This is a genomic window from Lysobacter lycopersici (genome assembly GCF_007556775.1).
Lineage (GTDB): Bacteria > Pseudomonadota > Gammaproteobacteria > Xanthomonadales > Xanthomonadaceae > Pseudoluteimonas > Pseudoluteimonas lycopersici.
Map to the genome: position 1 here is coordinate 464,791 of NZ_CP041742.1, position 26,771 is coordinate 491,561.

The following is a 26,771-nucleotide window of genomic DNA, read 5'->3' on the forward strand; positions in this document are numbered from 1 at the left end:
CCCGTCGCCATGAGCAATTCCCTCCGCGACCAGTTGCTGGGTTTGGGTTTCTCCGCGCCCAAGCCGGAACCGCGCCCACAACGCGATGCGCGCAAGCCGGCTGCGAAGGGCGCGAAGCCCGCGCACGCCGGCAAGCCGAAGCCGCAACAGCATCGACCGCAACGACGCGAGGACATCGATCTCGCCAAGGCCTATGCGATCCGCGCGCAGAAGGAGAAGGACGAGCGCATCGAGGCAGAACGCCTGAAGCAGGAGGAAGCGCGCAAGCGTCGCGAGGCCAAGGCGAAGCTCACCGAGCTGCTGCAGGGCAAGGCGTTGAATGCCGGCATCGACGAGGCCGACCATGTCCGCCATTTCGAATACGGCGGCAAGATCAAGCGCGTGCATGTCACCGCCGCGCAACTGAAGGCGCTCAATGCCGGCGAGCTGGGCGTGGTGCAACTCGACGGCCGCTACCTGCTGGTGGACGCAGCCACGCTCGCGCAGGCCGGGGAGGTGTTCGCGCAAGCCGTGGCGTTGAAGGTCGATCCGGATGCGCCCGTCGCGGACGATCCGTATTCCGACCCGAAGTACCAGGTGCCGGACGACCTGGCGTGGTGAACGCCGGGGCGGGGCGGGGGCCGCGCTACTTCCCCTTCATCGACGGGCTGCGCGCGATCGCGATCGCGGCGGTCTTCGCCTACCACCTCGACCCGCGCTGGTTGCCGGGCGGTTTCGCCGGCGTCGACATGTTCTTCGTCATCTCGGGTTTCGTGGTCAGCGCATCGGTCGCCGATTTCGATGCCAGCGGTGTCCGGGCGTTCGCCGCGCGCTTCTACGCAAGGCGCGTGCGCCGGATCCTGCCCGCGTTGCTGTTCTGCCTGGCATGCACGGCCTTGTTGTGCGTGCTGTTTGTGCCGCCCGCGTGGTTGAACGAAGGCAGCGCGCGCACCGGCCTGTTCGCGATGTTCGGGCTCGCCAATTTCGAACTCGCGGGCAGCGGCAACGACTATTTCTCGCCGCGGGTCGATTTCAACCCCTACACCCACACCTGGTCGCTGGGCGTGGAGGAACAGTTCTACCTGCTGTTCCCGCTGCTGTTCCTGCCGTGGCTGCGCGGCGGTCGCTGGCGCAAGGCGTCGGTGGCGGTGTTCATCGTCGCCGGCCTCGCCTCGCTCGCAACGGCGGCGTGGTGGCATGCGCACGACGACCAGTTGCGCGCGTTCTACCTGCTGCCATCGCGTTTCTGGCAATTGGCCGTCGGCGTGCTGCTGTACCAGTCCTTCGCCGCGGGATGGCTGGAACGGCTGTCGCGCGCACCCCGGGCTGCGCTATTGCTTGTGTCGACTTTATTTCTGGCGGCCGGGCTCGTCGCGACGCGCGAATCGCATGCACCATGGCCCGATGGATTGGCCAGCGTGCTCGGAACCGCCGGCGTCATCGCGGCCTTGCTGGCCGCGCCTGCCGGTAACGCGGCGATCCGCCTGCTCGCGTCGAGGCCGATGCGTTACATCGGCCTGCTTTCGTATTCGTTGTACCTGTGGCACTGGCCGGTGATCGTGCTGATGCGCTGGACGACCGGCATCGATGCGCCGTGGCAGAAGCTCGCCGCGCTGGCAGTTGCCTTCGCCATGGCCGCGTTTTCCTACCGCTGGATCGAGACGCCGCTGCGCCGCGGTCGCTGGATCGCGAGCCGCAAACCCGTGTTCGTGATCGCCGGCGGCATTGCGTGCGCGATCCTGTGCGCGCAGGCGGTGCGCGTCGTGCAGGCGCACGGCCAAACCCTGTCGCTCAGCACGGTCACCCGCCATCGCACGGACTGGTATCCGGAATACGCGATGCCCAAGCCGCCGCGCCCGGGCTGCGACGTCGCGCTGCAGTCGGAACCGATGGGCGCGGGCAGCGTGTGGACCATCAGGCGCACCGGCTGCGGCGCGAATGCGCCCGGACCGCGCCTGTTCGTGGCCGGCGATTCGCATGCCACCGCCTACATCGCGTTGTTGCGCCAGTACGCGATGGATGCCGGCGTGGAGATCCGCGTGTACCAGGCGCCGGGTTGCCGTTTCTTCGGGCTGGAACTGGCGCGCGAGTTCCGCGACCCGCATTGCATGCCGGTGCTCGCTGCGGCGATGTCCGACATCGGCCAGCGCGCGCGCGCCGGCGACGTGTTGTTCCTGCCGTCGTTGCGGCTTGCGCGCTTCTCCGACCAATGGGTGGCGTTCGACCGCAATGCCGCGATGGCGAACAACCTGGGCGCACCCGCGCAGGCGGCGCGGCGCGATGGGATCGTCCATGCACGGCCGCAGCTCCTGCCACTGGCCAAGCGTGGCGTGCGCGTGGTGTTCGAGGCGCCGACGCCGCTGTTCCCGGCGCCCGCCTACCGCTGCTCGGATGCGTTCAACCGCGACAACCCGATCTGCGCGGGCGGGCTGGAATTGCCGCGCGCCGGACTCGAGGCCTACCGCGCGCCGGTGCTGCGCGCGATGCGGGCGCTGGTCGCGGGATTGCCGCATGCGACCGTGTGGGATCCGTTTCCATTGTTGTGCCCGGGAGCGAATTGCGAAGCGGTCGAAGCCGGCAAGCCGCTGTTTTTCGACGGCGACCACCTGAGCGGCTACGGCAGCCTGCGCCTGCTGCCGGATTTCGCGCGCCACATGCAATCGCTGCACGATCCGGCGCTGGTCACTCCGGATCGTAGTCCAGGTTCGACGCCAGCCAGCGCTCCGCCTGTGCGAGGCTGACGTCCTTGCGGCGGGCGTAATCCTCCACCTGTTCCTTCGACACCCGCCCGACCACGAAGTACTGGCTGCGCGGATGGCTGAAATACCAGCCGGAAACGGATGCGGCCGGCAGCATCGCGAAGTGGTCGGTGATGGACATGCCGGCGTTGCCCGGCGCATCGAGCATGTCGAACAGCGTCGCCTTCTCGCTGTGCTCGGGACAGGCCGGATAGCCGGGCGCGGGACGGATGCCGCGGTATTTTTCCTCGATCAGCGCCTCGGCATCGAGCGATTCGTCGGCGGCGTACCCCCAGAATTCGGTGCGCACGCGCTGGTGCATGCGTTCGGCCAGCGTTTCGGCGAGGCGATCGGCCAGCGCCTTCAGCAGGATCGCGTTGTAGTCGTCGTGGTCGGCTTCGAAGCGCGCGACGTGCTGCTCAATGCCGAGTCCCGCGGTGACCGCGAACGCGCCGATCCAGTCCTGTTTCCCGGAATCCTTCGGTGCGATGAAATCGGCGAGGCAGAAATCCGGGCGTTCGACCGGCTTGTCGGTTTGCTGGCGCAGGAAGTGGAGCGTCGCCATTTGTGTGGGAGGGGCTTTAGCCCCGACATCGGCAGTCGGGCCTGAAGGCCCTCCCACATCGACAATCACGTCGTCGCCGATGGAATGCGCCGGGAACAGGCCGATCACCGCTTTCGCGCGCAGCCATTTTTCGTCGACGATCTTCTCCAGCATCGCCTGTGCATCGGCGAACAGCTCGCGCGCCTGTTTGCCGACGACGGCATCGTCGAGGATCGCCGGATAACGCCCGGCCAGTTCCCAAGTATTGAAGAACGGCGTCCAGTCGATCAGCGGCAGCAGTTCGGCCAGCGGATAGTCGTCGAAGACGTGCAGGCCCGGTTGCAGCGGCACGGGCGGATCGTAGTTCGGCCAGCCGCCGTCGAACTTCTGCGCGCGCGCCTTGTCCAGCGACACCAGCCGCTTGGCGTCGCCGCGGTTGCGGTGGCGTTCGCGGATTTCGGCGTAATCGTTCGCGGCGGATTCGACGAAGCCGCCGCGCAGCTCGGGCGAGACCAGCGACTGCGCCACGCCGACCGCGCGCGAGGCGTCCTTCACCCAGATCGTCGGCGACTTGTAGTGCGGGTCGATCTTCAGCGCGGTGTGCGCGCGCGAAGTCGTCGCGCCGCCGATCAGTAGCGGCAGGGTGAAGCCCTGCTGCTGCATTTCGCGGGCGACGTGGCTCATTTCCTCCAGCGAGGGCGTGATCAGCCCGGACAGGCCGATCATGTCCGCGTTCGCTTCGCGCGCGGTGTCGAGGATCTTCTGCGCCGGGACCATTACCCCGAGGTCGATCACCTCGAAGTTGTTGCAGGCCAGGACCACGCCGACGATGTTCTTGCCGATGTCGTGCACGTCGCCCTTGACCGTGGCCATCACGATCCGGCCGTTCGGCTTGCCGACGTCGCCGGATTTCAGTTTCTCCGCTTCGATGAATGGCAGCAGGTGCGCGACCGCCTTCTTCATCACCCGCGCCGACTTCACCACCTGCGGCAGGAACATCTTGCCGGCGCCGAACAGGTCGCCGACCACGTTCATGCCGTCCATCAACGGGCCTTCGATCACGTCCAGCGGGCGCGCGGCCTCGAGTCGCGCTTCCTCGGTATCGGCCTCGACGTAGGCGTCGATGCCATGCACCAGCGCGTGCGAGAGCCGCGACGCCACCGGCTGTTCGCGCCAGCGCAGGTCTTCGACCTTCTTCTCGCCTTTCTTCCCCTTGAACTTGTCGGCGATTTCCAGCAGGCGTTCGGTGCCGTCGCTGCGGCGATTGAGCACCACGTCCTCGACCCGCTCGCGCAGCTCGGGATCGAGGTCGTCGTACAGGGGTAGGGCGCCGGCATTGACGATGCCCATGTCCATCCCGGCGCGGATCGCGTGGTACAGGAACACGACGTGGATCGCCTGCCGCACCGGCTCGTTGCCGCGGAAGGAGAACGACACGTTGGAAACGCCGCCGGAGATGTGGCTGTGCGGGAAGCGCCGGCGCAGTTCGCGCGCGGCCTCGATGAAGGCCACCGCGTAATCGTCGTGTTCCTCGATGCCGGTGGCGATGGCGAAGCAGTTCGGATCGAAGATGATGTCTTCCGGCGGGAAGCCGATTTCCTCGGTCAGCAATTTGTACGCGCGCGAGGAGATTTCGACCTTGCGTTCGACCGTGTCGGCCTGTCCCTGTTCGTCGAAGGCCATCACCACCACCGCCGCGCCGTAGCGGCGCACCAGCCGCGCCTGGCGCAGGAATTCGGCCTCGCCTTCCTTCATCGAAATCGAATTGACGATGCCCTTGCCCTGCAGGCACTTGAGTCCGGCCTCGATCACCTCCCACTTCGACGAATCGACCATCACCGGGATGCGCGCGATATCGGGTTCGGCGGCGATGAGGTTGAGGAACTCGACCATCGCCTTGCGCGAATCGAGCAGGCCTTCGTCCATGTTGACGTCGATGACCTGCGCGCCGTTCTCGACCTGCTGGCGCGCGACGGCAACGGCTTCATCCAGCCGCCCTTCGAGGATCAGTTTCTTGAACTGCGCACTGCCGGTGACGTTGGTGCGCTCGCCGACGTTGACGAAGTTCGATTCCGGGGTGATCTGCAGCGGTTCGAGGCCGCTGAGGCGGGTGTTGCGGGCGAGGTTCATGTTTTCAGCTGTCATCCTGAGCGCAGCGAAGGACCTGCTTTCGATTCATGGCACGACACCAGAGCAACAACAGGTCCTTCGGCTTCGCCTCAGGATGACAATTCGGGGCAAGGGTCATGCCGCTTCTTCCAGTGTCGGAATCGCGCGCGGGGCGACGCCCTCGACCGCCTTCGCGATCGCGGCGATGTGTTCGGGCGTGGTGCCGCAGCAACCGCCGACGAAATTGAGCAAGCCGGCTCGCGCGAAATCGCCGAGGACCGCGGCCATGTCTTCCGGGGTTTCGTCGTAGCCGCCGAAGGCATTCGGCAGCCCGGCGTTCGGATGCGTGCTGACGTGGGTGTCGGCGACCTGCGAAAGCACGTCGATGTGCTGGCGCAGGTCCTTCGCGCCCAGCGCGCAGTTCAGGCCGATCGCGAGCGGCTGCGCGTGGCGCAGCGAATACCAGAACGCTTCCGCGGTCTGGCCCGAAAGCGTGCGGCCGGAGGCATCCGTGATCGTGCCGGAGACCATCACTGGCAGGCGCGCGCCGAATTCGGCGAACACGTCGTCGATGGCGAACAGCGCGGCCTTGGCGTTGAGCGTGTCGAACACGGTTTCGACCATCAGCACGTCGGCGCCGCCTTCGATCAGCCCGCGTGCCGCCTCGCGATAGGCGTCGGCAAGTTCGTCGAAATCGATCGCGCGGAAGCCGGGACGGTTCACGTCCGGCGACAGCGAGGCGGTGCGCGAGGTCGGGCCGAGCACGCCGATGACGAAGCGCGGTTTCGACGGATCGCGCGCTTCGGCCTTGTCGCATTCCATGCGTGCGAGCCCGGCGCCTTCGCGATTGAGTTCGCGCACCAGGTGCTGCAGTCGGTAGTCGGCCAGCGAGATGCTGGTCGAATTGAAGGTGTTGGTTTCGACCAGGTCCGCGCCGGCGTCGAGGTAGGCCGCGTGGATGCCGCGGATGATGTCCGGCCGCGTCAAGGTGAGCAGGTCGTTGTTGCCGCGCTGGTCGTGGCCTTCGCAGCCACAGCCCGGGCCGTGCGCGTGGCCGTCGCCGGCGAATAGTGCGTCGTAGCCGCTGGCGAAGCGTTCGCCGCGGTAGTCCGCTTCCTGCAGTTCGTGGCGCTGGATCATGGTACCCATCGCGCCGTCGATGACGAGGATGCGCCGCGCCAGCGCCGCTTCCAGCGCGGCGACGCGTTCGGGGTGCAGCCATGGAAGGGTTTTCATGAATCAGGTTCCTCGCGGGAAACGGTTTTTGACGCGGATCGAATCCGATGAACGCAGATAAAGCGAACGATGGGAAAAGCTTTATCCGTCCTTATCCGACTTGATCCGTGTCAAAGGCTTTCGTCGGCTGGTTCCGTCCGGATTTCACGGCTTCACTCCCAGCAACGAAATCACCTCGAAATGCGGCGGGCGTTTCTCGCGGGTCACGGTTTCACTGCTCGCGACCTTCAGCCCGGCCTTTTCCGCGAACTTGCGCAGGTCCTTTTCGCCGAAGCCGAGGTTGCGGTGGCCGTAGGCATCGACCACGCCCTTGTGTTCGTGCCTGGCGAGGCTGGACAACAGCAGGCGGCCGCCCTTGCGCAGCACGCGCGCGGCCTCGGCCACGGCCTGCGCGGGCTTGTCGGCGTAGGTCAGCGCGTGCATCAGCACGACCAGGTCGAAGCTGCCGTCCTTGAACGGCAACGCATGCATGTCGCCCTCGCGCACTTCCACGTTCGGGAAGCGGCGCAAACGCTCGCTGGCGGCGGCGACCACGCGTTGACTCGCGTCGATGCAGACGTAGCGTTGCGCATGCGGGGCCAGCAGTTCGGCCAGTACGCCATCGCCCGAGGCGATGTCGAGCACGTCGCCGGGGACGAGCAAGGGCAGCGCGGTGCGCGCCAGCGCTTCCCAGGTGCGGCCGGGCGAGTAATGGCGTTCCATGTCGCCGGCCACGCTGTCCGCCCAGTTCTGGTCGGAAGCGCGCATCGCGAGCACGGCCGGCACGCGGTCGGCGTCCTGCCGCAGGAGCGGATCGTCGCTGCCGGCGCGCAATGTCTGCCACAGCGCGCGTTGCGCATGGTCGAGCGCGTCCTCGTCGAAGCGGTAATAGGCGGAAACGCCGGAGCGGCGATCGCGGACGATGCCGGCTTCCTTGAGCCGGGCGAGGTGGGTCGAAACGCGCGGCTGCGCGAGCTGGGTGATCGCGGACAGTTCGGCCACGGTCAGTTCCTCGCCCTCGAGCAGCGCGAGCAGGCGCACGCGGGTGGCGTCCGCGAAGACCTTCAAGCGGCTCGACCAGGCGTCCAGATCCATCGTTATCTTTCCATCGCGATACAGGGATAAGTCTCCGCCCACGGATTCCCCGAGTCAACCCGAGGCTTCCGGGACAGCCGCATGGTGGGGTTCGCGGTGCGCGCCGGATACAATTCGCGTTCGTTCGCGACGAAAGAAAGGGCCGCCCGTGGAATTCGGTTTCAGCGAAGAGCAGTTGATGATCCAGGACGTGGCGCGGCGCATCGCGCAGGAGAAGATCGCGCCCAGCGCCGAGCACCACGACCGCACCGGCGAATTCCCGCTGGAGAACATCCGCACCCTGGGCGAAAACGGGCTGATGGGCATCGAGGTTCCGGCCGAATACGGCGGCGCCGGCATGGACCCGGTCAGCTACGTGCTGGCGATGGTCGAGGTCGCCGCGGCCGACGCCGCGCATTCCACCATCATGTCGGTCAACAACTCGCTGTTCTGCAACGGCATCCTCACCCACGGCACCGAGGAGCAGAAGCAGAAGTACGTGCGCGCCATCGCCGAAGGCAAGGAAATCGGCGCGTTCGCGCTGACCGAGCCGCAATCCGGTTCCGACGCCACCGCCATGCGTTGCCGCGCGGTGAAACAGGCCGACGGCAGCTACGTCGTCAACGGCAAGAAGAGCTGGATCACTTCCGGCCCGGTGGCGAAGTACATCGTGCTGTTCGCCATGACCGATCCGGACAAGGGCGCGCGCGGCATCACCGCCTTCATCGTCGACACCGCGCGCGCGGGCTTCGGCCGCGGCAAGACCGAACCCAAGCTCGGCATCCGCGCCTCGGCCACTTGCGAAATCGAGTTCGCCGACTACGTCGTGCAGCCGGACGAGGTGCTGGGCGAGGAAGGCCACGGCTTCAAGATCGCGATGGGCGTGCTCGATGCAGGCCGGATAGGAATCGCCTCGCAGGCCATCGGCATCGCCCGCGCCGCCTACGAGGCGACGCTCGAATACGTGCGGGAGCGCAAGGCCTTCGGCCAGCCGATCGGCGCGTTCCAGATGACCCAGGCCAAGATCGCCGACATGAAGTGCAAGCTCGACGCGGCGACGCTGCTGACCCTGCGCGCGGCATGGAAGAAGGGCCGGGGCGAGCGCTTCAGCACCGAAGCCGCGGTCGCCAAGCTCACCGCCTCGGAAGCGGCGATGTGGATCGCGCACCAGGCGGTGCAGATCCACGCCGGCATGGGCTACAGCAAGGAAATGCCGATCGAGCGCTACTTCCGCGACGCCAAGATCACCGAGATCTACGAGGGCACCAGCGAAATCCAGCGCCTCGTCATCGCCCGCAACGAAACCGGATTGCGCTGATCCCCCGCCACGCCATGCGCATTCCCGAAAAACCATCGCCGTCGAATTCCCACCGTCGTTGACCAACACGGGGCCCGTGCGATTGCGCGGGCCCCGATCGTTTCCGGAACCCAGGACGCCATGACCACCCCGAAAAAGAAACCCGCCGCCAAAGCCGGCAGTTCCGTCCAGAAATCGATCCTGGCCTCGCTGGCCAGGCGCGTGCCCAAGTCGCGGCTCGCGGATGCCGAGGCTTTCGCCGGAACCTTCTACCGGCGCATGAGCCCCGAGGAATTCGCGCAGCACGGCGCCGAAGGCTGGGCCGCGCTCGCCGCCGGCATCCTCGATTTCGCCGCCGCGCGCAAGCCGGGCACGGCGAACGTGCGCCTGTTCAACGCCGGCCTTAAGGACAGCGGTTGGGAATCGCCGCATACGGTGCTGCAGATCGTCAACGACGACATGCCGTTCCTGGTCGATTCGGTGACGATGAAGCTCGCCGAGATGGGCGTCGGCGTGCACGTGCTCGGCCACCCGGTGGTGCCGATGCAGCGCGACAAGGCCGGCAAGCTGCAGGCCGCGGGCCAGGGCACGCCCGAATCCTTCATGCACCTGGAGATCGACCGCCAGCCGCAGGCGGGGATGAAGAAGATCGAAGCGGAGATCCGCACCGTGCTGGAGGACGTGCGCGCGATCGTGCGCGACTGGCCGGCGATGCGCGCGAAGATGCTCGAGGTTGCCGACGACCTCGGCAAGCGCGACATGCCGACGGTGTCGAAGGCGGGCCTCGCCGAGGCGCAGGAATTCCTGCGCTGGGCCGCGGGCGAGCACTTCACCTTCCTCGGCTACCGCGAATACGCGGTCAGGAAGCAGAGCAAGGAGGAAATGCTGGTCGCCGACGAAGGCAGCGGCCTCGGCCTGATGCGCGGCAAGGACGGCGGCAAGCCGCGCCCGCTGAAGTCGCTGGCCGCGCACTACATGCCGCAGTCCGGCTCGGTCGATGCGCTGATCCTGACCAAGACCAACGCGCGCGCCACCGTGCACCGCCCCGGCTACATGGATTACATCGGCGTGCTGCGCTTCGACAAGGCCGGCAACCCGGTCGCCGAACAGCGCTTCCTCGGCCTCTACACCTCCAGCGCCTACAACCGCCGGCCGTGGGACATCCCGCTGGTGCGCCAGCGCCACGAGTACGTGATGCGCAAGTCCGGGCTGGTGCCGACCGGGCACAGCGGCAAGGCGCTGCGCCACATCCTCGAGACCCTGCCGCGCGACGAGCTGTTCCAGTCCAGCGAGCAGGAGCTGTACGACACCGCGATGGGCATCCTCGGCCTGCAGGAGCGCGTGCGCAGCCGCCTGTTCCTGCGCCGCGACCGCTACGGCCGCTTCTGGTCGGCGCTGGCCTACATTCCGCGCGAACGCATGAGCACCCAGGTGCGGCACCGCATCGAGGCGATGCTGCGCGACGCCCTGAACGGCGAATTCGTCGACACCAACGTGACCATCGGCGAATCGCCGCTGGCGCAGTTGCACATGATCGTGCGCCCGCGCCCGGGCGAATCGCTGGAGGTCGACCGCGCCGCGCTGGACGAGGCGCTGGCCCACGTCGTGCGCGACTGGCAGGACGAACTGCGCGAACTGCTGGTCGAACGCAACGGCGAGGAGCAGGGCCTGCGCATCGCCGCGCGCTACGGCAGGGCCTTGCCGGCCGGCTACATCGAGGAAGTCTCCCCGGCGGTCGCCGCGACCGACGTCGAGCACCTGGCCGCGCTCGCCGGCGCCGAGGACCTGCGCCTGAGCCTGTATCGCTCGCGCGACGGCAGCCTGCGCTTCAAGTTCTACCGCCGCGACGACGACATCCCGCTGTCGGATGCGTTGCCGATGATGGAGAACATGGGGCTGCGGGTGATCACCGAGCATCCGTACCGGATCGACAGCGGCGAGGGCATCGCCTACATCCAGGATTTCGAGGTCGAGGCCGGCAAGGGCGACATCGACGTCGACGGCCTCGACGAGAACTTCGAGGAGGCCTTCGCGCAGATGTGGCGTGGCCAGGCCGAGAACGACGGCTTCAACCGCCTCATCCTCGCCGCCAACCTGTCGTGGCGGCAGGTGTCGGTGTTGCGCGCCTACTGCAAGTACCTGCTGCAGGTCGGCGTGCCGTTCTCGCAGAGCTACGTCGAGGAAACGCTGGCGCGCTACCCGTTGCTCGCGCGCCTGCTGGTCGAACTGTTCGAGGCACGCTTCGACCCGACCACCGGCCGCGAGAGCAAGGCCGAGGTCAAGGCCGGGGCGGAACGCTTCCGCGCCCAGCTCGGGGCGCTGGCCGGCGGCGAGGCCGCGGTGCTGGCAGCGATCGAGCCGGTCGTGGCCGCGCGCAGCGGCAAGCGCGAAGCGCAGGCCGAGGCGGTGCACAACGCGATCAAGGCGCTGCTCGACCGCGTGTCCAGCCTCGACGAGGACCGCATCCTGCGCAGCTACGTCGGCGTGATCGACGCCACGCTGCGCACCAGCTATTACATCCAGTACAAGGATGGGCTGCGCGCCGACGGCGGTCCCGCCGACTACGTCGCGTTCAAGCTCGATTCGTCAAGGGTACCGGACGCACCCAAGCCGCGCCCCTACCGCGAGATCTGGGTCTGCGGCCCGCGCGTGGAAGGCGTGCACCTGCGCTTCGGCCCGGTCGCGCGCGGTGGCCTGCGCTGGTCCGACCGCCGCGAGGATTTCCGCACCGAAGTCCTCGGCCTCGTGAAGGCGCAGATGGTGAAGAACACCGTGATCGTGCCGGTCGGTTCCAAGGGCGGCTTCTTCTGCAAGCAATTGCCCGATCCTTCGGTCAATCGCGACGCGTGGTTCGCCGAAGGCGTGGCCTGCTACAAGCGCTTCATCAACGGCCTGCTCGACATCACCGACAACATCGTCGACGGCAAGATCGTGCATCCGTCCAATGTCGTCCGCCACGACGCGGACGATCCGTACCTGGTCGTCGCCGCGGACAAGGGCACCGCGACCTTCTCCGACATCGCCAACGGCATCGCCCAGTCGCACGGTTTCTGGCTCGACGACGCCTTCGCCTCGGGCGGCTCGGTCGGCTACGACCACAAGGGCATGGGCATCACCGCCAAGGGCGCGTGGGAATCGGTGAAACGCCATTTCCGCGCGCTCGGCCGCGACAGCCAGAAGCAGGACTTCACCTGTGTTGGCATCGGCGACATGAGCGGCGACGTGTTCGGCAACGGCATGCTGCTGTCCAGGCACATCCGCCTCGTGGCCGCGTTCGACCACCGCCACATCTTCCTCGACCCGGATCCGGACGCGGCGTCCTCGTTCAGGGAACGCGAGCGCATGTTCAAGCTGCCGCGCTCGAGCTGGGCCGACTACGACGCCAAGCTGATCAGCAAGGGCGGCGGCATCCACCCGCGTTCGGCGAAATCCATCGCGATCACCCCGCAGGTGCGCGCCGCGCTCGGCATCGAGGACGGCGTCGCCGCGCTCAGCCCGGCGGAACTGATGTCGGCGATCCTGCGCGCGCCGGTCGACCTGCTGTGGAACGGCGGCATCGGCACCTACGTGAAGTCCAGCCGCGAAAGCAACGCCGACGTCGGCGACCGCGCCAACAACGCGCTGCGCGTCAACGGCGACCAGCTGCGCTGCAAGGTGGTGGGCGAGGGCGGCAACCTCGGTTTCACCCAGCTCGGCCGCGTCGAGGCCGCGCTGCACGGCGTGCTGCTCAACACCGACTTCATCGACAACTCCGCCGGCGTGGACACCTCGGACCACGAGGTCAACATCAAGATCCTGCTCAACGGCGAGGTGCAGCAGAAGAAGCTGACGCTGCCCGCGCGCAACACCCTGCTGGCGGCGATGACCGGCGAGGTCGAACAGCTCGTGCTCAACGACAACTACCGCCAGAACCAGGCGCTGTCGCTGATGGAACGCATGAGCCTGTCGCGGCTCGGTTCCAAGCTGCACTTCATCCGCACGCTGGAATCGCAGGGCCTGCTCGACCGCCAGATCGAGTACCTGCCCAGCGATGCCGAAGTCGCCGAACGCAAGTCGCGCGGGCAGGGCCTGACCCGGCCCGAGCTGTCGGTGCTGCTGTCCTATTCCAAGCTGGTCGCGTTCCAGCAACTGCTGGAATCGGACGTGCCCGAGGACGTTTACCTCTCGCAGGAGCTGGAACGCTACTTCCCGGAACAGCTGCAGAAGAAGTACGCGAAGGCGATGCAGGACCACCGACTGAAGCGCGAGATCATCGCCACCGCGGTGACGAACTCGACGATCAACCGCATGGGCGCGACCTTCCTGCTGCGCATGCAGGAAGACAGCGGCCGCAGCACCGGCGAGGTCGCCAAGGCCTTCACCATCACCCGCGAAACCCTGGACGCGCGCGAGTTGTGGGCGGCCATCGACGCGCTCGATGGCAAGGTCGCCGAATCGGTGCAGGTGGACGCGTTGCAGGTGATCTGGAACATGCAGCGCAGCTTCACCCGCTGGCTGCTGGCGCGCCCCGGCGCGATCCCGGACATCACCAGCGCGGTCGCGCGCTACCACGATGGCATACGCGACATCCGCCGCGGCGAAGGCATCCTCCCGGATTCGCAACGGCCCGGCTACGAAGCCAGCCTGCGCGAATGGAAGGAGAAGGGCGTTCCCGCCGAACTCGGCGGCCAGCTCGCCGCGCTGCCCTACCTCGAGCCCAGCCCGAACATCATCGAGCTGGCGGTCGAACGCAAGCTCAAGCCGGTGGACGTGGCCAAGGTCTACTTCCGCCTCGCCGACGCGCTGCGCCTGCCGTGGCTGCAGGAGCAGATCGAGGCGTTGCAGGTGGAAGGCCGCTGGCATGCGGTCGCGCGCGGCGTGCTGCGCGACGAACTCGCCGCGCAGATGCGCACGCTGACCGCGCAGGTGCTGGCGATGCCGGGCGCGAACGCGAACGACAAGGTGCAGCACTGGCTGCACCGCGACGACGCCACGCTGCGCTTCACCCTTGCGATGCTATCCGAACTCGCGACGCAGAAGTCGCTGGACTACCCGACCGCCTCGGTCGCGGTGCAGCGCCTGTCGCAGTTAGCTTCGCGAGGCTGATTCGCGCTTTCCCTCTCCCCTTGTGGGGTGAGTGGGGAATTCGAGCAGCGCAGCTGCGAGCCCGCGAACGCCCATCGGCATGCAAGCCGATGGGCAGGGGTAGGTGGCCGCAGGCCGGGAGAGGGGGCTTCGGGTTAAGCTCCCCGCATGACCCGACGCATCGCCTTCCTCGCCAGCGGCACAGACGACTCCAGCAGCGCATTGCAGGCTCTGGAAGCCGCGCATGGCCGTTGCAAGCCTGAAGAAGCGGACATCCTCGTCGCGCTCGGCGGCGACGGCTTCATGCTGCAGACGCTGCATCGCCACGGCGCGCTCGGCAAGCCGGTGTTCGGGATGAAGCTCGGCACGGTCGGCTTCCTGATGAACCATTACCGCGCCGACGACCTGCTCGAACGGCTCGAACGCGCCGAACCCGCGGTGCTGCGTCCGCTGGCGATGGAAGCGCAGACCGAATCCGGCGCGACCGTGCATTCGCTGGCCTACAACGAGGTGTCGCTGTTGCGGCAGACGCGGCAGGCGGCGCACCTGCGCATCGACCTCAACGGCCAGCCGCGCCTGGACGAACTGATCTGCGATGGCGTCATGGTGGCGACGCCCGCGGGCAGCACGGCCTACAACTTCTCCGCGAGCGGGCCGATCCTGCCGCTGGGCGCGAACGTGGTGGCGCTGACGCCGATCGCGCCGTTCCGGCCGCGGCGCTGGCGCGGGGCGGTGCTGAAGGCGGGCACCGAGGTGCGCTTCAAGGTGCTGGATCCGTACAAGCGACCGGTCAGCGCGACCGCGGATTCGCACGAGGTGCGGGACGTGGTGGAAGTGGCGATCCGCGAAGCAACGGACCGTACTGTGACGCTGCTGTTCGATCCCGAGCACAACCTCGAGGAACGGATCTTGAGCGAGCAGTTCGTGGCTTGAGAATTGTCTACGGTTCGTGGCTATCGCAAGTGGGTCATGTGCAGATCAAATTAATGTTGCCGCGGGGTGCCCGCTGCATTCTCATGCTGATGCTGTGCTCGGCTTGCAGCAGGACTGGCTTCCCCATTTCTGGTCAGGTAATTGACGATAAGGATGGAAGCGCTATCTCCAGGGCCACTATTTCCGTTAAGGAATTTCTTCCGCCGCGAAATGGTGATTTACCACGGGGTGTGGTGGTCGCGAAAACTATCAGTGATTTCCAAGGCAAATTTGAACTAATCGCACCATCAAACGACTCCCTTTTGATAGTAAGAGAGCCCGGTTGTCGGTCTGATTCATATGCGGCGCCGATTAGTGCTCTTCGAACATCCGACTCGTCAACGGAGCTAGTAATCGTTGCAATTCGACAACGTCATTGCGCTGAAAGACAGATAAGGCCTGCAGAACGTCTGCAGATCAAATGACAAGCTACCGGGATCGCGGATCACCCGCGCGAGGTAATTGGGACCGCTAGACGAATCTTGGCAACATGTAGGGCGGGTCTCGACCCGCTATAGGCACATCTGGAAACCGCTCCGATCCCGACCACTCGTCGTCGCGAACGATGTTTGCGACGGACGGTGGGGCGGGCCGCCGCAAACGCCAGCATTTGCAAACGCAGCGTCTTCGGTCGGGTGTATCTTCCGCGCCGTGGCCGGTCCTGCCGCGCGCCGACCTCGCGTCGAAAGCCAGCGGCGGGCTTGGGAGAGCTGTCATGCGACTCCTCGCGTCTGCGGTCACTCTCGCGCTGTTCGCGCTCGCTGGCCTCGCCCACGCCGCGCCCGGCGGCCTCGATCCCTCGTTCGGCGCCGGCGGCCGGGTCGTCACCGATTTCAACCTCAGCACCGACATCGCCAATGCCGTCGCGCTGCAGGCAGACGGCAAGCTCGTCGTCGTCGGCACGACCTACACCGACAACGGCTACTCCGGCGAAGACTTCGCGATCGCGCGCTACAACGCCGACGGTTCGATCGACACCAGCTTCGGTACGAACGGGCGCGTCACCACCGACTTCCCCGGGCTCGCCGCCGTGGCCTCGTCGGTGCTGGTGCAGCCCGACGGCAAAATCCTCGTCGCCGGCGGGGCATATCCGCTATTCGTCTTCCTCGGCAACTTCGAACTCGCGCGCTACAACCCCGACGGCTCGCTCGATACCGGCTTCGGCGATGGCGGCATCGTCACCACGGTGTTCCCGCACGGCAGCTACGCCTTCGCGCTGGCCTTGCAACCCGACGGCAGGATCATCGCCGCCGGCACCGACTACGTGGATTTCTCCAGCGAAGCCAACTCCGACACCGACTTCGCGATCGCACGCTACGAGGCGGACGGTTCGCCGGATTCCTCGTTCGGCAGCGGCGGCCAGGTCTCGACCGATTTCGAGCGCCTGAACGACGACGCGTTCGCCGTGTTGATCCGGCCGGACGGCCGCATCGTCGTCGTCGGTTCCTCGCGCGACCGGCTGACCGACTACGACTTCGCGGCGGCGCGGTACCTCGCGGACGGCCAGCTCGACCCCGCGTTCGGCACGGGCGGCAAGGTCAGCACCGATTTCGCCCGCGGTTTCGACCGCGCGCGCGCCGCGGCGCTGCAGCCCGACGGCAGCATCGTCGCCGCCGGGTTCGCGATCCGGACGAGCGGCATCCACGAGAATTTCGCGGCGGTGCGCTATCTCCCCGATGGTGCGCTCGACACCGCGTTCGGCGGCGATGGCAAGGTGCAGGTCAGCTTCGGCAGTTGCTGCCAGTTCGCCAACGAGGTGCTGCTGCAACGCGACGGAAAACTCGTGCTGGTCGGTTACCCGGACAGCGAATCCTCGGATTCCGACTTCACCCTTGCGCGCCTGAACCGCAACGGTTCGCTGGATCCGAACTTCGGCACCGCCGGCAAGGTCCGCACCTCGTTCGGCGACCTCAATGGCGGCGCGAACGGCGCGGTGCTGCAGCCCGACGGCAGGATCGTGGCGGTCGGCTTCCAGGCGTTCTACCCGACGCCGAAGGGCGTGCAGTTCGCGCTGGCGCGCTATCTGGCGAGGTAGCGGAACCGGGAGACAAGGACGCTCGGCTGGCATCCCCATTCACTTTCGCGTACAGTGCGCCCCGTTCGCGCACGGCTGATCCCTGATTCTAGGAAGCGTTTTCCTTAGGTAAGCCTGCCGCCGGTCGAATCGCAAGGATTCGAAGCCTGCGGCCTTTTTATCCCGCACGCCTTTCGTCGCGCAGACACGGCCCGGAGCATCCGGCGCCGTCAAACCATCGCCCGCAGCGCGGTTCCAAGGAACGCTCCGGGCCACCGCATTCCCGCGCATTGCCGGCTTCGAGGCCGTGCTGTCGCGCATGCGGACGCAACGAAGGACATTCACAACATGACGTTCGAAACCCTGGGCCTTTCGCCCGCGCTGCTGCGCACCCTGGCCGATGCCGGCTACACGCAGCCCACCGACATCCAGGCCCAGGCCATCCCGCTGGTGCTCGACGGCCGCGACGTGCTCGGCGGCGCGCAGACCGGCACCGGCAAGACCGCCGCGTTCGGCCTGCCGTTGCTGCAGCGCCTGGCCAAGGCCACGCCGCCCAACGGCCCGCGCAAGGCGCGCGCGCTGGTGCTGGTACCCACCCGCGAGCTGGCGGTGCAGGTCGCCGACAGCCTCAAGACCTACGGCCGTGGCCTGCGCCTCGGCACGACCACGCTGTTCGGCGGCGCCGGCATGCAGCCGCAGATAGACAGCCTGCGTCGCGGCACCGACATCGTTGTCGCCTGCCCGGGACGCCTGCTCGATCACCTCGAACGCGGCACGGTCAAGCTCGACGCGATCGAAGTTCTCGTCCTCGACGAAGCCGACCGCATGCTCGACATGGGCTTCCTGCCGGCGATCAAGCGCATCGTGAACCGCGTTCCGAACGACCGGCAGACGCTGCTGTTCTCGGCCACGTTCGAGGAACGCATCAAGGGCCTCGCGCTGGATTTCATGCGCGACCCGCAACAGGTGCAGGTCGCGGCGAACAACACCATCGCCGAGACCATCGTGCACCGGGTGCATCCGGTCGATGGCGCGCGCAAGCGCGACCTGCTGATCGAGATCCTGAGCCAGCGCCATACCGACCAGGTGCTGGTGTTCGGCAAGACCAAGCACGGCGCCAACCGCCTCGCCGAACAGCTGGAAAAAGCCGGGCTCAAGGCCGCGGCGATCCACGGCAACAAGAGCCAGGCGCAGCGGCAGAAGGCGCTGGATGCGTTCAAGGCCGGCAAGGTGCGCGTGCTGGTCGCGACCGACGTCGCCGCGCGCGGGCTCGACATCCCGCAGCTGCCACTGGTGATCAACCACGACCTGCCGATGGTCGCCGAGGATTACGTGCATCGCATTGGCCGCACCGGCCGCGCCGGCGCGAGCGGCGAAGCGCTGTCGCTGGTGTCGCCGGAGGAGGGCGGCCTGCTGCGCCAGATCCAGCGCATGCTCAAGGCCGAGATCGTGATGGAAACGGTCGCCGGCTATGCGCCGAGCAAGCCGATCCGGCTCGATGCGCCGATCCCGAAGAACGGTGGCGGGCAGCGGCCGGCCGGTGGCCAGCGTCCGCCACGCAAGCCGGCGCACCGCGCGCACGGCAAGCCGCAATCGCGCGCTCCGCAGGCGCATGCGGGCACGCCGCAGCGCAAGGAAGGGCAGGGCCAGCGTCGTCGCGGCGGGCGCAACGGTCGGGCCTGATCGCGCTTCCAGTGGGAGCGGCTTTAGCCGCGACAGCAGTCGGGCCCGTCGCTTTTAACAGACGAATGGCTGTTCAACGCCCTCCCACAAGTCGCAATCGCTGCGACCCCGACGCGGCACAATGCCGGCATGGAATCGGTTCCCGCCCAGCCGCTGGTCGTCGCGATCACCTCGCGTGCGCTGTTCTCGATGGAGGACAGCCACGGCCTGTTCGAACGCGAGGGCGTAGAGGCGTTCCGCGCGCACCAGCACGCGCGTGAGGACCAGCCGCTGTCGCCGGGTGTCGCGTTCCCGCTGGTGCGCAAGCTGCTGGCGCTGAACGCGAACGCGCCACCGGGCGCGCCGCATGTGGAAGTCATCCTGCTGTCGCGCAATTCCGCCGACACCGGCCTGCGCGTGTTCAATTCCATCCAGCACCACGGCCTGGACATCGTGCGCGCCACGTTCACCTCCGGCGCGCCGGTGTGGCCCTACATCAAGCCATTCGGCGCGCAACTGTTCCTGTCGGCGAATCCCGAATCCGTCCGGCGCGCGCTGGACGCCGGCGTGGCCGCCGCGACGATCCTCCCCGCGCAAGCGAGCGAATCGCCGCGCGAACAGCTGCGCATCGCCTTCGACGGCGACGCGGTGATCTTCGGCGACGAGGGCGAACGCGTGTCGCGCGCGCAGGGCATCGAGGCCTTCGGCGCGCACGAACGCGACAAGGCGCACGAACCGCTGTCCGGCGGGCCGTTCCGCGGCTTCCTCGACGCATTGCACCGGTTGCAGGAGGCGTTCCCGACGGGCGATGCCTCGCCGATCCGCACCGCGCTGGTCACCGCGCGTTCGGCGCCGGCGCACGAACGCGTGATCCGCACCCTGCGCGAATGGGGCGTGCGCCTGGACGAGGCGCTGTTCCTCGGCGGCCGCGACAAGGGCGCGTTCCTCGAAGCCTTCGGCGCCGACATCTTCTTCGACGATTCGCAGCACAACATCGAATCCGCGCGCCGGCACGTCGCCGCCGGGCACGTGCCGCACGGCATCGCCAACGACTGAACCGCGCGATCAGTTCGCCGGCAGGCGCAGGTCGGACAGTTTCCAGGACAGCCACTTGCGTTCGAACACGAACACCACCGGGCGACCTTCTGCGCTGTCGACGGTGGCGGTGAAGCGCGAGGGCGATTCGAATTTCGTTTTCGCGTGCAGCAGCGGGTCGGCGGCATCGTCCTTCTCGCCGACCGGCGCCTTGCCGGTCACGCGGTGGGACAGCGCGCGGCCTTCGAGCAGCAGGGCGATCCCCAGCGGCGACACCATCGCGTCGACGGCCTTGTCGCTGATCTCGCCGATCAGGACGCGGCCGCGGTCGTCGCCGACGACGCGTCCGAACGGCGACGTCGCGCTGGCGAGCAGGCGTTTCGCGACCTTGGCGCGCACGTTCGCGCGCAGGGTCGGGAAATCGACGTAGCGTTCGAGCTTGTTCGGGTCGCGCGCCTCGATCGCGGAATGGATCCCGCGGATCGCGAGATACGGACCCGCCACGCCGTAACCCAGCAACAGCACCAGCACGACCGCCAGTGCAACCAGCCACTTCTTCATGTCAGAACTCCAGGTCCAGCGCTGCGCAAAGATAATCCACCAGCGGCGCCAGCGCCTGCAGGTCCTTTTCCAGCGTCGTGAGCAGGCGCGGCCCGACCATGGCCGCGTCGTCGATGGCGCGCACGGCGACGAAGTTCTTGTGGCGCAGGTCGTCGATGAAGCGGAAATCGGCGGGGAAGCCGGGCGGATTGCGCACCAGCATTTCGTCGCTTTCGAGATCGAAACGCTTGCGGAACGCGGGCGCGTGCGCCGCGGCCTGCCAGCCACCGGGGTTGTCGACGATGAACTGGCGGATCCTGCGCAGCGCCGGCGTGGAGGGATGCCAGATGCCGCCGGCGACGAAGCATTCGCCCGGCTGCAGGTGCAGGTAGAACGACGGCGCCTCGACCTGGCGCGAACGCGCGTGGAACAGGCGCGCGCCCTGCCAGTTCTTGTACGGGGTCTTGTCGCCGGAAAAGCGCGTATCGCGATGGATGCGGAACAGCGAGCCGCCAACGCCCTTGGGTTCGGAACGATAGTGTTCGCTGATCGCCGCCAGCGCTGGCTGCAGGTCGCCGAGCAGGCGCTGGAACGGTTCGCGCACCGCGGCGTCGTATTCGGCCTTGCGCGCGAGGAACCACGCGCGCTCGTTGTGGCGGGCGAGGCCGCGCAGGAACTTGAAACTGGCGTCGCTGAAATACGTGGTCATCGCAAGGAACCCTCGATCTCGCGGCCCCAGGCTTCGAGCCGGCCGAGCAACGCCAGTTTCGCATCGTCGCCGGCGTGTTCGCCGCGCAGGGTTTCGATTTCGGAGAAAAAGGCGGGCAGGGTGGATTCCGACAGTCCCGAGTCCGTGAGCAGGCGTTCGCGGCGGTAGCCGTCCCAGCGCTCGCGTTCGGCCGCGGAAAGCATCGCCGGCCAGTTGCGCGCGCGGTAGCGGAACAGCAGTTCCGGCAGGCGCGGGTCGCGGAACGCGAATTGCGCCAGCCCGAGCGCTTCCGGCGGCATGCTGCGCACCTGCGGGAACAGGCGCCGGTCGGCGTCGTCGATGAAGCCGTCGTACAGCGCGCCATCGGCGTCGGCCGGCCCGCGTTCGGCTTCGACGGTGTAGACATTACGCAGTTTTTCCGCCAGCGCCGGACCGGCGGCGCGCAGGCGCGCGGCACGGGTTTCGGCTTCAGCCGGATCGATGCCGAGGCGTTCGAAATCCGCTGGACGCAAATGATCCCAGGCAACCAGCGCGGGGCATTTGTTGAAATGCACTTCCTTCAGCGCGATGCGTTCCTCGCCTTCGCCGAGCTGGTCGCGGCGCAGGTACATGCGTGCAGCAATCGTTTCGGCATCGAGTTCGAGCAGGGCGCCCGGATCGGATGCCAGGTCGAACACGATCATGCGCCCGTCGATGCGCGGATGCCGCGCCAGCGGAACCACCGGCGCGGCACTCATGCGGCTGGCCGGATAGCGCTGCGACACGTGCAGCAGCGGCGCCATCGCTACCGGATCCAGCAGCGAAGCGGCGAAGCGCTTGTCGCGCAGTTTCAGCGCGTAGTCCCAGAGCCGCGGTTGCGCCTTGCGGAACAACCGGGCGAGGCCGATCGTCGCGCGCACGTCGCTCAAGGCCTCGTGCGCGTCGCCGACGCGCAGGCCGTTGTCCTCGGCCAGGTGTTCGAGCTTGAAGCTGGTGCCGCCGCCGTCCTCGCGCGCCCGCCACGCGATGCCTTCCGGCCGCAGCGCGTGCATCAGCCGCAGCGCGTCGAGCAGGTCCCAGCGCGAATTGCCGCCGCGCCATTCGCGTTCGTAGGGATCGTAAAAGTCGCGATACAGGCCATGACGCACGAACTCGTCGTCGAAGCGCAGCGAGTTGTAGCCGGCGCTGCAGGTTCCGGGCCGCGCCATCTCGTCGTTGATGCGCGCGAACGCCGCGGCCTCGTTCATCCCGTCGCGCAGCGCGTCCTGCGGCGCGATGCCGGTGATCAGGGTCGCGACCGGCGCGGGCAGCAGGTCGTCGGCCGGTTTGACGAAGAACGAAATCGGCTCCTCGACCTCGTCCAGCGCCTCGTTGGTGCGGATCGCCGCGAACTGCGCGATGCGGCTGCGACGCGGGTCGGTGCCGAAGGTTTCGAGGTCGTAGAAGAGGAAGGAAGCGGTCATGTCGCCATTGTAGGAGCGGCTTTAGCCGCGACCATAGGAAATCGCCGCATTGGCTTCGATTGCAGGAGCGCCCGTCCGGGCGCGACAGGCATGGTCACATGAAGATCGCGCCGAAATGGGCGCTCCTACAGGGGTTCCAGCTTCGCCAGCACCTCGGCATCGACCGCAGCCCAGTCGACGCCGTCCAGCGAATCCAGGCCGCGGGTCGCGGCTTCGAGGATCCCGCGCTGCACCTCGCTGCGGTGCAGGGCGACGGAGTAGGGAATGCGCATGAAGCTGACCATGGCGTAATGCGGCACGAAGCGGCCCGGGTGCCGTTCCTGCAGCGCGAGTTCCAGCTGGCGCTGCAGCAGGAAGGCCGAATCGTCGACCTTGTCGCGCATCTCGATGTAGTTCTCCAGCGCCATTTGCTGGATCGCTTCCGCATCCGGCTTGCGTTGCGCTTCGAACGCGGCGAAGGCGTCTTCCAGCGAATCCTGGCCGCCGAGATGATTCGCCAGCGCCACGCAATCCTCGAACGCGCAGTTCATGCCCTGGCCGTGGAACGGCACCATCGCGTGCGCGGCGTCGCCGATCAGCACCGCGCGGCCGTCGAGGTGCCAGCGGTCGAGGTAGAGCGTGGCGAGCATGCCGGTCGGGTTGGCTTCGTAATCGCGGCGCAGGTTCGGGATCAGCGGCAGCGCGTCGGCGAAATCGCGTTCGAACAGCGCCTGCGCCTGGTCCGCGGTCTTCACCAACTCGAAGCAGGGGTATTCGCCACCGTGTGGCATGAACAGCGTGACGGTAAAGGTGCGTTCGTCGTTGGGCAGGGCGATGCACATGTAGTGCCCGCGCGGCCAGATGTGCAGCGCGTTCGGTTCGATGCGGAAATCGCCGTCGGCGGTCGGCGGGATCTCCAGTTCCTTGTAGCCGTGGTCCAGCCACTCGGTGCGTTCGTTCAGCGCGACGTGCGGCGCCATCTGTCCGCGCAATGCGGAGCCCGCGCCATCGGCACCGACCAGGGCATGGAACGGTCGCGCGGTTCCGACGCCATCCGCCTGGCGGAAATGCGCGAGCCCGGCGTCGAAATCCACGCGCTCGAGCCCGTGGTCGAAATGCAGGCGTGCGCCCGCGGCCTGCGCGGCGTCGAGCAGGGCGATGTTGAGTTCGCCGCGGCTCACCGACCAGATCACCTCGGAGTCGTCGCGGCCGTAGCGTTGCAAGCCCGGCTCGCCGTGCAGCGGATGCACGAAACGCCCGCGCATCATCACCGCCTTGGCCATCACCGCGTCGTCGACGTTCGCCTGCCGCAATGCGTGGCGGCCGCGTTCAGCCAGCGCGAGGTTGATCGAACGCCCGCCGGCGTAGCCGTGCACGCGCGGATCGCCGCGTTTTTCGTACACGTCCACGGCCCAACCGCGTTGCGCGAGCAGCGTCGCCAGCAGCGCGCCGGCGAGGCCGCCACCGATGATGGTGATATGGCGCGCGCTCATGCTCATGCGGTCAAAACCTTTTGACGCGGATCGAGTCCGATAAAAGCGGATAACGGCGCTTGGGTGCCCTTATCCGTGTTCATCGGATTTGATCCGTGTCCGGTGTGTTATCGCCGGCCCGCCAGGTTCGTACTGCGCGGGCGAAGCGCAACACGTCGGCGAAGGTGTTGTAGAGCGGCACCGGCGAAATGCGGATCACGTCCGGTTCGCGCCAGTCGCCGAGCACGCCGCGTGCGCCGAGGTAGTCGAACAAGTCGCGGCCTCGCTCGCGTCCGCCAACCACGCGGATCGACAACTGGCAACCGCGCCGCGCCGGATCGCGCGGGGTCACGACTTGCAGCACATCGTGCAATTCCGCGTCGATCAGCGATTCGAGGTAGCCGGTGAGCTGTTCCGACTTGGCGCGTAAGGTCGGAAGCGTCGCGCGGTCGAACAGCTCCAGCGACGCTCGCAACGGCGCGACGCCGAGGATCGGGGGGTTCGACAATTGCCAGCCGTCGGCGCCGGGCGTCGGGTTGAAACGCGGACCCATCTTGAATCGAACCGACGTATCGTTGCCCCACCAGCCGGCGAAACGCGGCCGATCGCTGCGCGCATGTCGCTCGTGCACGAAGCAGCCGGCGACCGCGCCGGGCCCGGAGTTCATGTACTTGTAATGGCACCAAACGGCGAAATCCGCACCGGAATCGTGCAGTTGCAGCGGCAGGTTGCCGACCGCGTGGGCGAGGTCGAAGCCCACGGTCGCGCCGGCGGCGTGGCCGAGTCGCGCGATTTCCTTCAGGTCGAAGGCCTGGCCGGTACGGTACTGCACGCCGGGCCAGACGATCGCCGCGAGCCGCGGGCCGTGCTCGGCGATGGCGCGCTCGATCGCGGCCATCGAGAACGTGCCGTCCTCGCCATCGGGTTCGACTTCGATCAAGGCTTCGGCCGGATCGAAACCGTGGAAACGCACCTGCGATTCCAGCGCGTAACGGTCGGACGGGAACGCGCCGGCTTCCATCAGCAGCAGCGGTCGTTCGCGCATCGGGCGATAGAAACTGACCAGCATCAAATGCAGGTTCGCGGTCAGCGAATTCATCGCCACCACTTCGGACGGCTGCGCGCCGACCACGCGTGCGAGTCCGTCGCGCACCAGTTCGTGGTAGGGCATCCACGCCGCTTCGCCGGTGAAATGGCCTTCGACGGCTTCGCTCGCCCACTTGTCCAGCACTTCCTCGACGTGGGCGCGCGCGCCTTTCGGCTGCAGGCCCAGTGAATTGCCGACGAAATAGGCCTGCGGCTTGCCGTCGTGCAGCGGCAGGTGGAATTCGTCGCGGAAGGCGCGCAGCGGATCGGCGGCGTCGAGCGCCTGGGCGTAGGCGTCGGAAAAAAGGTCGGTCATGGCGTGGCGCCGGCATCGGCCGGGAGGGCCAGCAGCTCGCGAAGACGCCAGGACGGCTGGTTCGCCGCACCCGGCGCCGCGATGTCGTCGATCTTCCAGGCCTCATCCTCGCGCAACATGGAGAAGCGAATGCGGATCGGCTCGCCGTAATTGAGCATCGTGGCAAGCAACGTGCAGCTCGCACCGCCGGGCGAATCCGCGACTTCGACGTGCACGCGGTCGATCCTGATGTCCTGCGCGTCGGTGAAGACATCGAAATCGATGGCGCCGACCTCGTCCGCAGGCGTGCTCGCTCTCTCGGCGTCCAAGGCGCGAATCAGCGACTTCGATGCGTTCTGCCGCAGCAAGCCCGCCGAGTCGTAGTCGCCGCCGGATTCGATCCGGTGGTAGACGGATTGCAGCAGGGGCACCGCTGCTTGGCATTCTCGTTGGCGGGCGGAGACTTCGGCTGCACGCGCGGCCGGGACGATCGCCGCCAATAGCACGAGGGCGGACGGGTGCATCGTCTTCATGCGAACCTCGATGCCGGCAGCCCCAGCCATTCGAGCGCGGTGCCGTGGTAAAGCCGCGTCCTCTCGGCTTCGTTCAGCGCCAACCGCTCGATGCCTTCGCCCGGCGTCTGTTCGCCCAGCGGGAACGGATAGTCCGTGCCGAGCATCACCCGTTCCGCGCCGCAGGCGTCGAGCAGGTAGCGCAGCGCCGCGTCGTCCGCGACCCAGGAATCGAAATACAACCGCTTCAGGTACTCGCGCGGATTGCGGAAATTGTCGGTCGCGACCAGGTCCGGGCGCATGTTGAAGCCGTGCTCGATGCGGCCGATGGTGTAGGGGAAACTGCCGCCGCCGTGCGCCAGCGCCACGCGCAGCTTCGGCAGGCGTTCCAGCACGCCGCCGAACACCAGGCAGCAGGCGGCGCGCGATTGTTCGGCCGGCATGCCGACCAGCCACGGCAGCCAGTATTTCGGCATCGAATCGGTGCCCATCATGTCCCAGGGATGCACCAGGATCGCCGCGCCGAGATCGCTCGCGGCCGCGAAGAATTCGAACAGCTCCGGCGCGTCCAGGTTCCAATCGCCGATGTGCGAACCGATCTGCACGCCCTGCAGGCCGAGTTCGTCCATGCAGCGTTCGAGTTCGCGCACGGCGAGCGAAGGCGACTGCAATGGCACCGTGCCGATGCCGGCGTAGTGGCGCGGGAATTCGTGGCAGGTCCCGGCCATGTGGTCGTTGAGCGACTTGTGCAGTTCCAGCGCGTGGTGCGGCTTGGCCCAGTAGCTGAACATCACCGGCACCGTCGACAGCACCTGCACCTGCACGCCGAAGCCGGCGTAATCGTCGATGCGGATCTGGGGATCCCAGGTCTTGGGCCAGATTTCGCGGAAGAACTTGCCGTCCTTGTAGATGCGGTGGCGGCCGTCGTCGCCGTGGTGGATCACCGGGAAGCGGTTGTCGCCGTACTTCGCGGCGAGGTCGGGCCAGTCGCGCGGCAGGTAATGGGCGTGGGTATCGATCTTGAGCATGGCGC

The 26,771-nt window shown here is 67.3% G+C and carries 18 protein-coding genes; 8 read left to right on the forward strand and 10 right to left on the reverse strand.

Annotation, left to right across the window (positions count from 1 at the left end):
* Window positions 1-9: 9 nt before the first annotated feature.
* Window positions 10-600 (forward strand): DUF2058 domain-containing protein, encoded by a 591-nt coding sequence (locus FNZ56_RS02450; RefSeq protein WP_143878329.1) that lies wholly within the window; start codon window positions 10-12, stop codon window positions 598-600.
* A complete protein-coding gene (locus FNZ56_RS02455) occupies window positions 597-2,720 on the forward strand; it encodes an acyltransferase family protein (RefSeq protein WP_143878330.1) in 2,124 nt (707 codons plus the stop codon). Before FNZ56_RS02450 ends, FNZ56_RS02455 begins: the two co-directional genes overlap by 4 nt.
* Here the strand turns inward: FNZ56_RS02455 and metH are convergent.
* The 3 genes from metH to FNZ56_RS02470 form a co-directional block, all read right to left on the reverse strand.
* Window positions 2,662-5,391 carry a methionine synthase gene (metH, locus tag FNZ56_RS02460; protein ID WP_143878331.1) on the reverse strand — a complete coding sequence of 910 codons (2,730 nt, stop codon included), beginning with the start codon at window positions 5,389-5,391 and terminating at the stop codon, window positions 2,662-2,664. The genes FNZ56_RS02455 and metH overlap by 59 nt on opposite strands.
* A gap of 114 nt (window positions 5,392-5,505) precedes the next feature.
* The gene (locus tag FNZ56_RS02465) at window positions 5,506-6,606 is read right to left on the reverse strand and encodes a homocysteine S-methyltransferase family protein (protein WP_143878332.1); all 1,101 of its coding nucleotides are present in this window, start codon (window positions 6,604-6,606) and stop codon (window positions 5,506-5,508) included.
* A 144-nt stretch (window positions 6,607-6,750) separates the two neighbouring features.
* Window positions 6,751-7,680, reverse strand: a complete 930-nt coding sequence (locus FNZ56_RS02470) for an ArsR/SmtB family transcription factor (RefSeq protein ID WP_143878333.1) — start codon at window positions 7,678-7,680, stop codon at window positions 6,751-6,753.
* A gap of 112 nt (window positions 7,681-7,792) precedes the next feature.
* Between FNZ56_RS02470 and FNZ56_RS02475 the strand changes: the two genes are divergently transcribed.
* From FNZ56_RS02475 to FNZ56_RS02500, 6 genes are all read left to right on the forward strand, one after another.
* Window positions 7,793-8,977 (forward strand): acyl-CoA dehydrogenase family protein, encoded by a 1,185-nt coding sequence (locus FNZ56_RS02475; protein WP_407070505.1) that lies wholly within the window; start codon window positions 7,793-7,795, stop codon window positions 8,975-8,977.
* Window positions 8,978-9,097: 120 nt separating this feature from the next.
* Window positions 9,098-14,041, forward strand: a complete 4,944-nt coding sequence (locus tag FNZ56_RS02480) for an NAD-glutamate dehydrogenase (protein WP_143878335.1) — start codon at window positions 9,098-9,100, stop codon at window positions 14,039-14,041.
* Window positions 14,042-14,188: 147 nt separating this feature from the next.
* Window positions 14,189-14,953, forward strand: a complete 765-nt coding sequence (locus tag FNZ56_RS02485) for an NAD kinase (protein ID WP_143878336.1) — start codon at window positions 14,189-14,191, stop codon at window positions 14,951-14,953.
* 754 nt (window positions 14,954-15,707) lie between these two features.
* The gene (locus tag FNZ56_RS02490; RefSeq protein ID WP_185970773.1) at window positions 15,708-17,027 is read left to right on the forward strand and encodes a delta-60 repeat domain-containing protein; all 1,320 of its coding nucleotides are present in this window, start codon (window positions 15,708-15,710) and stop codon (window positions 17,025-17,027) included.
* Between the two features lie 327 nt (window positions 17,028-17,354).
* On the forward strand, window positions 17,355-18,689 hold the full coding sequence (locus tag FNZ56_RS02495) for a DEAD/DEAH box helicase (protein ID WP_143878338.1): 1,335 nt from the start codon (window positions 17,355-17,357) through the stop codon (window positions 18,687-18,689).
* A gap of 129 nt (window positions 18,690-18,818) precedes the next feature.
* Window positions 18,819-19,724, forward strand: a complete 906-nt coding sequence (locus FNZ56_RS02500; protein ID WP_143878339.1) for a 5'-nucleotidase — start codon at window positions 18,819-18,821, stop codon at window positions 19,722-19,724.
* A 9-nt stretch (window positions 19,725-19,733) separates the two neighbouring features.
* Here FNZ56_RS02500 and FNZ56_RS02505 read toward each other — a convergent pair whose 3' ends face one another.
* The 7 genes from FNZ56_RS02505 to FNZ56_RS02535 form a co-directional block, all read right to left on the reverse strand.
* Window positions 19,734-20,264: a DUF2939 domain-containing protein gene (locus FNZ56_RS02505; protein WP_143878340.1), complete on the reverse strand. Its 531-nt coding sequence runs from the start codon at window positions 20,262-20,264 to the stop codon at window positions 19,734-19,736.
* A gap of 1 nt (window position 20,265) precedes the next feature.
* The gene (locus FNZ56_RS02510; RefSeq protein ID WP_143878341.1) at window positions 20,266-20,952 is read right to left on the reverse strand and encodes a DUF2461 domain-containing protein; all 687 of its coding nucleotides are present in this window, start codon (window positions 20,950-20,952) and stop codon (window positions 20,266-20,268) included.
* Entirely contained in the window at window positions 20,949-22,394 is a 1,446-nt protein-coding gene (sbcB, locus tag FNZ56_RS02515; protein ID WP_143878342.1) for an exodeoxyribonuclease I, read from the reverse strand. Before sbcB ends, FNZ56_RS02510 begins: the two co-directional genes overlap by 4 nt.
* Window positions 22,395-22,519: 125 nt before the next feature.
* Window positions 22,520-23,872 carry an FAD-dependent oxidoreductase gene (locus tag FNZ56_RS02520; protein WP_143878343.1) on the reverse strand — a complete coding sequence of 451 codons (1,353 nt, stop codon included), beginning with the start codon at window positions 23,870-23,872 and terminating at the stop codon, window positions 22,520-22,522.
* Window positions 23,873-23,945: 73 nt separating this feature from the next.
* Window positions 23,946-25,247 carry a kynureninase gene (gene kynU, locus FNZ56_RS02525; RefSeq protein ID WP_143878344.1) on the reverse strand — a complete coding sequence of 434 codons (1,302 nt, stop codon included), beginning with the start codon at window positions 25,245-25,247 and terminating at the stop codon, window positions 23,946-23,948.
* Window positions 25,244-25,759 (reverse strand): DUF3828 domain-containing protein, encoded by a 516-nt coding sequence (locus FNZ56_RS02530; protein ID WP_185970774.1) that lies wholly within the window; start codon window positions 25,757-25,759, stop codon window positions 25,244-25,246. The genes kynU and FNZ56_RS02530 overlap by 4 nt, the downstream gene beginning before the upstream one ends.
* Window positions 25,756-26,766 carry an amidohydrolase family protein gene (locus FNZ56_RS02535; RefSeq protein WP_143878346.1) on the reverse strand — a complete coding sequence of 337 codons (1,011 nt, stop codon included), beginning with the start codon at window positions 26,764-26,766 and terminating at the stop codon, window positions 25,756-25,758. Before FNZ56_RS02535 ends, FNZ56_RS02530 begins: the two co-directional genes overlap by 4 nt.
* Window positions 26,767-26,771 lie beyond the last annotated feature (5 nt).

Coding starts and splice junctions, on each gene's coding strand:
- FNZ56_RS02510 (WP_143878341.1), bottom strand. CDS start 20,952: ATGACCACGTATTTCAGCGACGCCAGTTTCAAGTTCCTGCGCGGCCTC.
- FNZ56_RS02495 (WP_143878338.1), top strand. CDS start 17,355: ATGACGTTCGAAACCCTGGGCCTTTCGCCCGCGCTGCTGCGCACCCTG.
- FNZ56_RS02480 (WP_143878335.1), top strand. CDS start 9,098: ATGACCACCCCGAAAAAGAAACCCGCCGCCAAAGCCGGCAGTTCCGTC.
- FNZ56_RS02530 (WP_185970774.1), bottom strand. CDS start 25,759: ATGAAGACGATGCACCCGTCCGCCCTCGTGCTATTGGCGGCGATCGTC.
- FNZ56_RS02535 (WP_143878346.1), bottom strand. CDS start 26,766: ATGCTCAAGATCGATACCCACGCCCATTACCTGCCGCGCGACTGGCCC.
- FNZ56_RS02520 (WP_143878343.1), bottom strand. CDS start 23,872: ATGAGCATGAGCGCGCGCCATATCACCATCATCGGTGGCGGCCTCGCC.
- FNZ56_RS02450 (WP_143878329.1), top strand. CDS start 10: ATGAGCAATTCCCTCCGCGACCAGTTGCTGGGTTTGGGTTTCTCCGCG.
- FNZ56_RS02465 (WP_143878332.1), bottom strand. CDS start 6,606: ATGAAAACCCTTCCATGGCTGCACCCCGAACGCGTCGCCGCGCTGGAA.
- FNZ56_RS02470 (WP_143878333.1), bottom strand. CDS start 7,680: ATGGATCTGGACGCCTGGTCGAGCCGCTTGAAGGTCTTCGCGGACGCC.
- sbcB (WP_143878342.1), bottom strand. CDS start 22,394: ATGACCGCTTCCTTCCTCTTCTACGACCTCGAAACCTTCGGCACCGAC.
- FNZ56_RS02490 (WP_185970773.1), top strand. CDS start 15,708: ATGCGACTCCTCGCGTCTGCGGTCACTCTCGCGCTGTTCGCGCTCGCT.
- FNZ56_RS02505 (WP_143878340.1), bottom strand. CDS start 20,264: ATGAAGAAGTGGCTGGTTGCACTGGCGGTCGTGCTGGTGCTGTTGCTG.
- kynU (WP_143878344.1), bottom strand. CDS start 25,247: ATGACCGACCTTTTTTCCGACGCCTACGCCCAGGCGCTCGACGCCGCC.
- FNZ56_RS02485 (WP_143878336.1), top strand. CDS start 14,189: ATGACCCGACGCATCGCCTTCCTCGCCAGCGGCACAGACGACTCCAGC.
- metH (WP_143878331.1), bottom strand. CDS start 5,391: ATGAACCTCGCCCGCAACACCCGCCTCAGCGGCCTCGAACCGCTGCAG.
- FNZ56_RS02500 (WP_143878339.1), top strand. CDS start 18,819: ATGGAATCGGTTCCCGCCCAGCCGCTGGTCGTCGCGATCACCTCGCGT.